11 protein-coding genes and 3 pseudogenes are annotated in these 8,721 nt (G+C 29.8%); 5 read left to right on the top strand and 9 right to left on the bottom strand.

The window, feature by feature from the left end; all coding sequences use genetic code 11:
- Positions 1 to 198: 198 nt before the first annotated feature.
- A complete protein-coding gene (locus AB4Y15_RS13435; RefSeq protein ID WP_427340854.1) occupies positions 199 to 939 on the bottom strand; it encodes a DUF4367 domain-containing protein in 741 nt (246 codons plus the stop codon).
- Between the two features lie 216 nt (positions 940 to 1,155).
- Between AB4Y15_RS13435 and AB4Y15_RS13430 the strand changes: the two genes are divergently transcribed.
- Positions 1,156 to 1,863: a transposase gene (locus AB4Y15_RS13430; RefSeq protein WP_489672030.1), complete on the top strand. Its 708-nt coding sequence runs from the start codon at positions 1,156 to 1,158 to the stop codon at positions 1,861 to 1,863.
- 69 nt (positions 1,864 to 1,932) lie between these two features.
- On the opposite strand, the gene AB4Y15_RS13425 is transcribed toward AB4Y15_RS13430, so the two are convergent.
- Positions 1,933 to 2,496, bottom strand: a complete 564-nt coding sequence (locus AB4Y15_RS13425) for an RNA polymerase sigma factor (protein WP_427340852.1) — start codon at positions 2,494 to 2,496, stop codon at positions 1,933 to 1,935.
- 98 nt (positions 2,497 to 2,594) lie between these two features.
- Here AB4Y15_RS13425 and AB4Y15_RS13420 point away from each other — a divergent pair.
- From AB4Y15_RS13420 to AB4Y15_RS13410, 3 genes and pseudogenes are all read left to right on the top strand, one after another.
- Positions 2,595 to 3,056, top strand: a pseudogene (locus AB4Y15_RS13420) (ATP-binding cassette domain-containing protein).
- Positions 3,057 to 3,070: 14 nt separating this feature from the next.
- Positions 3,071 to 3,283: pseudogene (locus AB4Y15_RS13415) on the top strand (transposase); the annotation flags it as partial.
- 3 nt (positions 3,284 to 3,286) lie between these two features.
- On the top strand, positions 3,287 to 3,502 hold the full coding sequence (locus AB4Y15_RS13410) for a hypothetical protein (protein WP_427340851.1): 216 nt from the start codon (positions 3,287 to 3,289) through the stop codon (positions 3,500 to 3,502).
- 26 nt (positions 3,503 to 3,528) lie between these two features.
- Here the strand turns inward: AB4Y15_RS13410 and AB4Y15_RS13405 are convergent, their stop codons facing one another.
- The 5 genes and pseudogenes from AB4Y15_RS13405 to AB4Y15_RS13385 form a co-directional block, all read right to left on the bottom strand.
- The gene (locus AB4Y15_RS13405) at positions 3,529 to 3,825 is read right to left on the bottom strand and encodes a hypothetical protein (RefSeq protein ID WP_427340850.1); all 297 of its coding nucleotides are present in this window, start codon (positions 3,823 to 3,825) and stop codon (positions 3,529 to 3,531) included.
- A 248-nt stretch (positions 3,826 to 4,073) separates the two neighbouring features.
- Complete coding sequence (locus tag AB4Y15_RS13400; protein WP_427340855.1) at positions 4,074 to 4,313, bottom strand: group II intron maturase-specific domain-containing protein; 240 nt, start codon at positions 4,311 to 4,313, stop codon at positions 4,074 to 4,076.
- A gap of 528 nt (positions 4,314 to 4,841) precedes the next feature.
- Positions 4,842 to 5,060, bottom strand: a pseudogene (locus AB4Y15_RS13395) (IS1/IS1595 family N-terminal zinc-binding domain-containing protein); the annotation flags it as partial.
- 290 nt (positions 5,061 to 5,350) lie between these two features.
- Positions 5,351 to 5,884 carry a hypothetical protein gene (locus AB4Y15_RS13390; protein ID WP_427340849.1) on the bottom strand — a complete coding sequence of 178 codons (534 nt, stop codon included), beginning with the start codon at positions 5,882 to 5,884 and terminating at the stop codon, positions 5,351 to 5,353.
- 61 nt (positions 5,885 to 5,945) lie between these two features.
- Positions 5,946 to 6,674 carry a hypothetical protein gene (locus AB4Y15_RS13385; protein WP_427340848.1) on the bottom strand — a complete coding sequence of 243 codons (729 nt, stop codon included), beginning with the start codon at positions 6,672 to 6,674 and terminating at the stop codon, positions 5,946 to 5,948.
- Between the two features lie 311 nt (positions 6,675 to 6,985).
- Here AB4Y15_RS13385 and AB4Y15_RS13380 point away from each other — a divergent pair, with 311 nt between their 5' ends.
- The gene (locus tag AB4Y15_RS13380; protein ID WP_427340847.1) at positions 6,986 to 7,501 is read left to right on the top strand and encodes a hypothetical protein; all 516 of its coding nucleotides are present in this window, start codon (positions 6,986 to 6,988) and stop codon (positions 7,499 to 7,501) included.
- Between the two features lie 313 nt (positions 7,502 to 7,814).
- Here the strand turns inward: AB4Y15_RS13380 and AB4Y15_RS13375 are convergent, their stop codons facing one another.
- Both AB4Y15_RS13375 and ltrA read right to left on the bottom strand, forming a co-directional pair.
- Positions 7,815 to 7,910 carry a group II intron maturase-specific domain-containing protein gene (locus AB4Y15_RS13375; RefSeq protein ID WP_427340846.1) on the bottom strand — a complete coding sequence of 32 codons (96 nt, stop codon included), beginning with the start codon at positions 7,908 to 7,910 and terminating at the stop codon, positions 7,815 to 7,817.
- 2 nt (positions 7,911 to 7,912) lie between these two features.
- A partial coding sequence (ltrA, locus tag AB4Y15_RS13370; RefSeq protein WP_427340845.1) for a group II intron reverse transcriptase/maturase occupies positions 7,913 to 8,721 on the bottom strand: 809 nt, incomplete at its 5' end.

Genomic DNA, 8,721 nt, shown 5'->3' with positions numbered 1-8,721 from the left:
TATTGCCAAAATTATACGATTTTATGTATATTACCATATAATTTTGGCAACTATAAAAGTGAGTTTAAAAGTTATTTATTATATCTAGTTAATTATTTCTTGTCAGATTGGAGTTTAAAGCACAAAATTATTTACAGACTCAAAAAAAATCGTGGGTTTGTCATCAACCTGAGGTTATGTCTCCTAGGAAACATAACCTTATTTTATCGAATATGCAATCTTTAATAATTCATCTTTATTACTTCCTATCAATGTATATTTTACTTCAAACATATCCCAAATTATCAGAACCCTACCTTGTGATGACTCTATAATATTATACTGTACTCCGTTTCTATTAACTTTTTTATACTCACTATTCTTAGAATTTACTTCTATTCCTTCAGAACTATTGTTTCTAATTTTCTCTTGTTGCAAACTAAACCAATTATTATTATCTGTATATTTAATCACAAGATTAATAACTCTATCTTTATATTTTGTCAAAGTAACTTCTTTAATTTCATATTCATTAGGTATATACCCTGGAGTTTTTATACTAAAGTCAGTTTCAATTTTAGCTTCTTCAAGAGTTAGTTTATATCGTCTAATTTCTGAATCTACATCTTGTTGAGATTTCAAACTCTTACTATCACTATCATTATAATTAACGTAAATATTTAATTTTTCACCTGCTAGCTTAGAAAATACTCCTAAAATTCTTGGTATTTTAGCATATCCTTCATTATTGGGGTGTAAAAGGATAAATCCAGATAAAACAAGTACAGCTAATATACCAACTATTTTCTTATTTGACTGAATTCTACTAGATTTATTTTTTTCTTTGATGTGAGTACTTATATTATTCCATACATCATCACCTTTAGGTACTTCAATATTATCTATATCTTCCTTTATACTTTCTTCTATTATTTGGTCAAATATTTCTCTTTCATTCATATAATCACCCTCTTTATATAAGTACTAGTAGCATTTAGCATAATTCTAAATACTTGAAATTACTAGGTTTTACAAAGCAATTTTTAATTACTCTGTAAAATTTTTCTATTTCAAAAAGGATTTCGCCTCGCTTTTGTCAAATATTATATTTATCAACAAATATTTAATTTTAAAGGAGGCGAACCCTTTATGAACCAACAACTTATTTTGTAATGTATTGAATTCTTTACTTCTACACATAAATCAAATTTCTACTCAAAATTGTTTGATGCTATTGATTTATCTGATTTCCCAGAATACCCATCTTCAAAATATGGTCCTAAAGGATATTCAAGACATTCCCTTTTTAAAGCCTTTGTTGTAATGAAATGTGAAAAGTTTTCTCATATTACTGAACTAATAGATTATCTTAATAATAATCTTTATATTGCTTATCTTTGTGGCTTTGATATTATGAAACCTTTACCTTCTTATTGGACCTTTGAAAGATTTATTAAAAACACAGATAACCAATTCTTTTCAAATATCATAAAAAACTTGGTTTTACATCTTAAAGATTTGGGTTTTATTAATAATTCTTTTGTTTCAGCAGATGCTACGCCAGTGTTTGCTAACACTAAATTTAATAACCTTAAATCTTTTGCTAAAAATAAATTTAATAAAGCGAATCCTCCAAAGTCCGATAAAGATTGTAAATTAGGCATTTATACTGCTAGTAATCCTCATAATGAAAAAAATTATAAATTTTATTGGGGTTATAAAAACATCATTCTCACTGACGCTATTTCAGGACTCCTTATTGCTGAAATTACTACTACAGCAGACGTTAAGGAAATGTCTATAACTGTAGATTTTCTTAAAAATACTCATAGTTGGTTTCCTTTAAATGAAACTAATTTTATTGGTGATAATGGTTTGTATTGATTTTTTTGTATTTGTGGATGTTTTTATTTTTCTATGCTCTTATTTTACTTTTTGCCTTCGGCAATTTTTTTAATTATGCACATGTCTATAAGTACTATTAATAATTTCAGTTTTTAAGATATTTTTTGCTCTATTGAGTCTTGATTTAACCGTTCCGATGCTTATTTCTAAAGCCTCACTTATTTCTCTATAAGATAACTCATTATAATAATATAACATAATCACCTGTTTATAATGAGGTTTTAATTCGTTAATTTGTTCCCTAATAAAGATTTTAAATTCTTTTTTTTGTAGAATTTCTTCAGGTAATTTAACACCTGTATTTTCTTTTATAAAAGGTATTACTTTATTAATATCGTCAATCAAAGTTTCTTTTTTTCTAGCTTTATATATTTCCTTGGCTTTATTTGCTACTATTGTACAAATCCAAGAGCCAAATTCACTTTGGTCCCTCAATGTATGAAACTTATCATAAGCTGTAATAAAGGCCTCCTGAGTTGCATCTTTTGCATCTTGCTGATTTCTTAATATGTAGAATGCAGTTTTATATACCTTTGCGTAATATTTATCGAATAATTTCTTAAATAAATCTAAATCAGTATTTTGTTCTCTTTTACCCTTAAATAAGACCATATGTGCTATCAACTCCTGTCAAACATAATACTCTAAAACTAAATATGGTTTATTATTCCTATACTTGTTGATTCTACATCCTTTTACCATTTCCTTGTATGATTTTATATTCTTTTCTATATTATTACAATCTTGATGGTGAAACTGAAGCTATTAAGGATTTATCTTTAGATGTACATAATGGAGAAATCGTAGTATTGGTAGGCCCTAGTGGTTGTGGTAAATCTACATTATTATCCATAGTAGCTGGGCTTCTTAAGGCATCTAAAGGAAAAATATTTGTTAATGGTAAGGAAGCAAAGGGTACTAGTGAAGATATAGGATAAAAATTTGTAGAAAACCTATTAGATACCTATGATTTAAGAGAATTTAAAGCCCACTATCCAAGACAGCTTTCAGGAGGAATGAGACAAAGGGCAGCTCTTATAAGAACTCTAGCTTTAAAGCCTGAAATTCTACTACTAGATGAATCCTTTTCTGCCCTAGACTATCAAACTATACTGACAATCGCTGATGATGGAATTTCTAATTTTATCATAAGTTTAATTAAAAAGATGTAGCCTTAGAAGAAGTTAATAAGTGGTATAATAAAGAACTTGAAAGCTGTTACAGTGTTATCTTTATAGATGCATTAAGTGTGAAAATAAGACGAGATACAGTAGCTAATGACTCTGTGTATGCCATTCCTGGTATAGATGAAAGTGGCTATAGAGAAATATTAGATTTTGTAATTGGAACAACAGTGTTGATACACTCCTTACATTCTATAATTATCCTACCTCTATAGAAAATGTATTATACTACTAACTGGATAGAAAGAGCAAATAAAAAGCTTAAAAGACGCCTTAAAACTAAATATAGTTTGCTTACTATAGATGCAGCTGAAAAAATATTATATCTGCAAGTAATCAATTACAATGAAAAGTGGTCACAAAGGAAAATGCATGGTTTTACTGCAGCTTATAATGATCTTATGGATATATGTGAAGAAACATATAATCTCTAAAATCTATTTACACAAAATTACTTGCACTATCTTTTAAATTTCACTAACTTAAAAAGCCTTATAACAAAATAAATATTACCTATTAAAAATATAGTAGCAGAAATTATAAAATTATAATGCACTAATATTTCAAAAACAAATAGTAAGAAACAGAGCCCATCAAAAATTAGTTGATTTGATAGATATTTCTGATATCCATCTCGATTTTCTATTTCAAATAAAGGTAGAACTTTTATATCATCTTTATTTTTCTTTCTAAAATCAAATCCTTTATATATTAGGTATAATGATGCTATAAATATAAAAAATAGTCTAAAACCCATAAATATTGAAACCTCCTATTGTACAATAGCAATCGAGTAGGAGGTAGATGATTAATTCATCTACCGACCTCTCACACCACCGTACGTACCGTTGGGTATACGACGGTTCATTAGGTTAAGCTCAATTTCTTATACTGCATAGAAAGTGATTTGAGACCTTGATTTAACCAATATTGGTTATTCAAGGTCTTACTTAATATAGGACTATTAGATATACGCCAGTAGCCCTTTCGGGTATTAGCATATTGTCATGCCTTTCCTAATCTTTTGAGGTTCTTAAACCTCGTTTTAACCTTCTTCCATTGTTTCCAAAGACATGCTCTTAATCTTCTCCTAGTCCATTGGTCTATCCTCTTTAATTTCGCTTTCATGTCTGCTATTTTGAAATAGTTTACCCAACCGACTATTAGAAAGTTTAGTCTTTCTATTCTTGTCTCCATGCTTATTCCTATATTTCTATTAGTAATTTTCCTTATTTTGTCTTTCAGTCTTTTTATACTTTTCTCATGAGGTCTTATCCTTATTTCGTTCTTCTTAAGATAAAAGGAAAACCCTAGAAACTTCCTTCTCCATGGTCTATCGACCGCACTCTTTTCTTTATTAACCTTTAGTTTTAACCTTTTCTCTAGGAATTTTCTTTCCCTTTTTTGGTTAATTTTATTTTACCACTAACAAAGGGTTTCCCCCAGTATTTATAAAAATATATATTATATAACCCAAAACCAAAGGTTCTGTAAAGTAGATATGAAAAAATAACTAAATGAATCAAAAAATATCTAAAAGTTTCTTAAAAATGAGATAGCATCTATATAAAAACAAAATAAAAACAAAAGAGTTTAAGAAAGAAAAGAAATTTAGGCATGACAAATAAGCCTCCATACTAATGCAGGCTAAAAAATTTATAGAATTTTTGCTTAAGATTAGGCAGCTATAAGCCAGTTTTTGCGATCTTTATCGCTATAAGCAGCACAGGCTGCAATAGCAGGAGTCTTATTATCTAAGGAAGAATGAATCCTTACAAAGTATTTGTAATTATGATGAATAAAAGTACCTTTACCACATTTAGGGCATCTAGGATAACCTTTAAGTTTTCTAGGTTTAGCATCAGGCACAAATTGTCTTTTACAAATTTTACATTGATATTTTTGATAACCGTTTTTATCTTTACCGAATCTATATAATTCATTACTAAAACATCTAGGACATATTATATTTTTATTAATAATTTTGCTCATTTTTCTCGTCTCTTTTCTGGGTGGTATTTGTTGTTGTTTAAATATATTGTAATTCCAGAAAGGGGCGAGAATCAACTTTCATATAACTTAACAGAACTATAAAAATTATTGGGAGGTCTTTCACAGATGAATCAAATACAAAATCAAAACCAGGCTCAGCAACAATTACAGTAAAAAAAGACTTCCCTGCAGAACCACAAAGAAAGCACCCGTATAAATCGGTTACTTTAATGTTGTAAGAGGTAAAATAGATGAAATTCGGCAACCAAAAACGGATAGTTCAACAAGCTCTAATTAAGGGGTTCTATGTTTAAGGTTTTCTCTAATAAAACATTGTTATTTGAATGATCGTAAATCTTTAATTGAAATTCTAAATCAGGATCAACGATTTTCAATAAATCTTCTTTTGACACAGGCTCATTTCTTGAAATTAAGTTTGAAAAATTTGTTGTAAAATATGCTTTGCCATTTTTCGTACTCTTTAATACAGGTATATCTCCTATAGCGCTTGAGAAACCAGAAAAATAATGTATCTCCTCTGGATACTTTAATTCTATTAATAATTTGCTCTTGATTTCTTCTCTAAAAATATCCTTGCATTCAACTGGAAGTACAAATTCTAAATCATATATAGCACCATATAAATGGTCTTGTTCCTGAGAAGCAGTACTATATTCTGATATATAAATTTTTGCATTAAAAGAAGTAATTTCTAATCCCTTCTTAAGGCATTCGTTAATATCCTTTGAAATGTTTAATTTACTTTCGGTTGTGCAAGCAGTTAGCGAAATAATGATGATTAAAAACAAAATAACCTTTCTCATGATATCCTCCCTTATAAAAACCTAGATAGTATGCTTATAACATACCATCTGGAATATTTTTTTAATAAGTAAAATCTTTGCTATATTCTACTGTGATTGGTTTTTTTACATTACTTACCGTTACTGTACCTGCATAGTAAGTTTCATAATGATCGAAAGCACCACCATTATATACTTTATATACATCCCATTTATCAACTACTACAGTATATTTATCATAATCTTTCGCTGTATAATAGCCTCTAGCATTATATGGGCTCCCCTCTGGTGGACCACTAAAAGTGTCAGTACGTTCATATGTTAAACTGATACTCCCAGATGCTGTTGCCCCAAGAGAAAGGTTTACAATTTTTTTAATTTCTGCACTAACACTACCTGAGTATTGCACTGTTCCCGAACCAGTAAAACCTATAGTTCTTGTTTGTGTCGAACCTCTAGGAACATCGAACTGATGTTGTACATTTTCGACAGGTCCAACACGATAAGAAACTTTAGTAGTTGAACGTTCTGTATAATAACTATGATCATATTCTTCATATATTACACCCATCGGTTCTACGGCTTCATTTTTAGGATTGCTCTGTAATGCTCTTGTTTTTCCTTTTAAACTTTTGTCAACAAAATGAAAAACAGCATCAGGATTATTTTCTACTTCATGAACCTTGAAAACAGTATAATTCTCTTCTATACTTTCTGCATTTACATATCCTGTAAAAAGCAAGCTGCCTAGAATACTTAATACAGTTAATACACTTACTATACCTAAAATACCAACTTTAAATTTTCTCATTTTTACACTCACTCTCCTTAAATCGTAGTGTCAAAAGATTAGAATAATTTTGTCTCCTTACTCTTGAGTTTCACACACATTCACAGAAGTAGCCTATTAGTTAGTAGGCTTTTTTCATTTGGTGCTCTTGGATATAACATATCTTCACCTCCTCATATCTTCATTTTAGGTCTCTCATAAATTAAGAGTAAGATTTATACTTTTTTGTTCCAAAATTTTCATGTATTTTTTAAAAACCATGTAAACTTTTTGGAACATTTTCTGAATTAATCTGATCTTAATACTGAAGAAAAATTTATAGGAGGGATTTTATGAAAAAAATATTATTATCTGTACTTATTCTAGTGTTTTGTATTTCAGTAATTCCAGCAAAATCATATGCACAAGAATTTAAAGACACTGATTTAGAGGTTAAAGCCACAATAGACGGATATGGTACTAGTGAAGATGTAACCCAAATTGATAACTCTACTAATTATATTTTTGAAATTAATTCTACTGACTTAAACTATATTGATATAGCAAGATGTTCTATACATGACCTAGGTGAAGGTGCCTTATACATTAAAGCTAGTACAATGGCTACTACATCAGTAGATATATTAACCCTTAATGTATACTTAGAAAAATGGAATGGTTCAAGTTGGGAAACTATATCAACTTGGAGTAAAAGTGCTTATCTTACAGATGAAATCTATTTTGATACTGTTTACATTGGAGCTGAAATAGGAGAAAAATATAGAGTAAAAACTATACATAGTGTAAATATTAACGACAACGAGGAAACTACTACAACTAAAACATCATATATAATAACAGAACAATAATCGAGTAGGAGGTAGATGATTAATTCATCTACCGACCTCTCACACCACCGTACGTACCGTCCAGTATACGGCAGTTCATTAGGTTAAGCTCAATTTCTTATACTGCATAGAAAGTGTTTTGAGACCTTGATTTAACCAATACTGGTTATTCAAGGTCTTATTTAATATAGGACTATTGGATATACGCCAGTAGCCCTTTCGGGTATTAGCATATTGCCATGCCTTATACTTTGGAATCCCTAATCTTTTGAGGTTCTTAAACCTCGTTTTCACCTTCTTCCATTGTTTTCAAAGACATGCTCTTAATCTTCTCCTAGTCCATTGGTCTATCTCCTTTCATATCTGCTATTTTGAAATAGTTTACCCAACCGACTATTAGAAAGTTTAGTCTTTCTATTCTTGCCTCCATGCTTATTCCTGTATTTCTATTTGTGATTTTCCTTTTCTATCTTTTAATCTCTTTATGCTTTTCTCACGGGGTCTTATTTTTATCTCACTCTCTTTATAATAAAAGGAAAATCCTAAAAATTTCCTTCTCCATGGTCTATCGACTGCACTCTTTTCTTTATTAAACTTTAGTTTTAACCTTTTCTCTAGGATTTTTGTTATACTTTCCATGACCCTTTTCCCTGCTCTTTGGCTTTTGACATAAATGTTGCAGTCATCGGCATACCTACAGAACTTATGCCCTCTTGCTTCGAGTTCTTTATCTAATACATCTAGAAGGATATTACTGAGTAGTGGACTAATAGGTCCTCCTTGCGGAGTTCCTTCTTCTGTTTTTGTGTATAATCCTCCTATCATCACTCCTGACTCTAGATATTTACGTATCAGTCTTAATACTCTTTTATCTTTAATTTTCTTCGCTAAAATTGACATGAGAATATCATGATTGACTCTATCAAAGAATTTTTCAAGGTCTATATCCACTACCCATGCGTATCCTTCATTTATATATTCTTTCGCCTTCTTTACTGCCATATGAGCATTTCTGCCAGGTCTGAATCCATAACTATTTTCTGAAAATTCTTTGTCGTAGACTTTTATTAATATTTGTGCTATTGCTTGTTGTATAAACTTATCTACTACCGTAGGTATTCCTAAAAGTCTAACTCCTCCGTTTGGCTTTGGAATTTCCACTCTCCTAACTGGTTGAGGCTTATATTTCTCCATAGCTATTTCTTCTATTAAGGTTTTACCATGTTGTTTTAGGAAAGGTA

It is taken from the genome of Caloranaerobacter longqiensis (genome assembly GCF_050286925.1).
In the GTDB taxonomy this organism is placed as follows: domain Bacteria; phylum Bacillota; class Clostridia; order Tissierellales; family Thermohalobacteraceae; genus Caloranaerobacter.
This window is presented reverse-complemented; position numbering and strand designations above follow the sequence as displayed.

Excerpts from the sequence above, each read along its gene's own strand:
- AB4Y15_RS13435 (WP_427340854.1), bottom strand. The coding sequence starts at position 939 with ATGAATGAAAGAGAAATATTTGACCAAATAATAGAAGAAAGTATAAAG.
- AB4Y15_RS13425 (WP_427340852.1), bottom strand. The coding sequence starts at position 2,496 with ATGGTCTTATTTAAGGGTAAAAGAGAACAAAATACTGATTTAGATTTA.
- AB4Y15_RS13410 (WP_427340851.1), top strand. The coding sequence starts at position 3,287 with ATGTATTATACTACTAACTGGATAGAAAGAGCAAATAAAAAGCTTAAA.
- AB4Y15_RS13405 (WP_427340850.1), bottom strand. The coding sequence starts at position 3,825 with ATGGGTTTTAGACTATTTTTTATATTTATAGCATCATTATACCTAATA.
- AB4Y15_RS13390 (WP_427340849.1), bottom strand. The coding sequence starts at position 5,884 with ATGAGAAAGGTTATTTTGTTTTTAATCATCATTATTTCGCTAACTGCT.
- AB4Y15_RS13385 (WP_427340848.1), bottom strand. The coding sequence starts at position 6,674 with ATGAGAAAATTTAAAGTTGGTATTTTAGGTATAGTAAGTGTATTAACT.
- AB4Y15_RS13380 (WP_427340847.1), top strand. The coding sequence starts at position 6,986 with ATGAAAAAAATATTATTATCTGTACTTATTCTAGTGTTTTGTATTTCA.
- AB4Y15_RS13375 (WP_427340846.1), bottom strand. The coding sequence starts at position 7,910 with ATGGAGGCAAGAATAGAAAGACTAAACTTTCTAATAGTCGGTTGGGTA.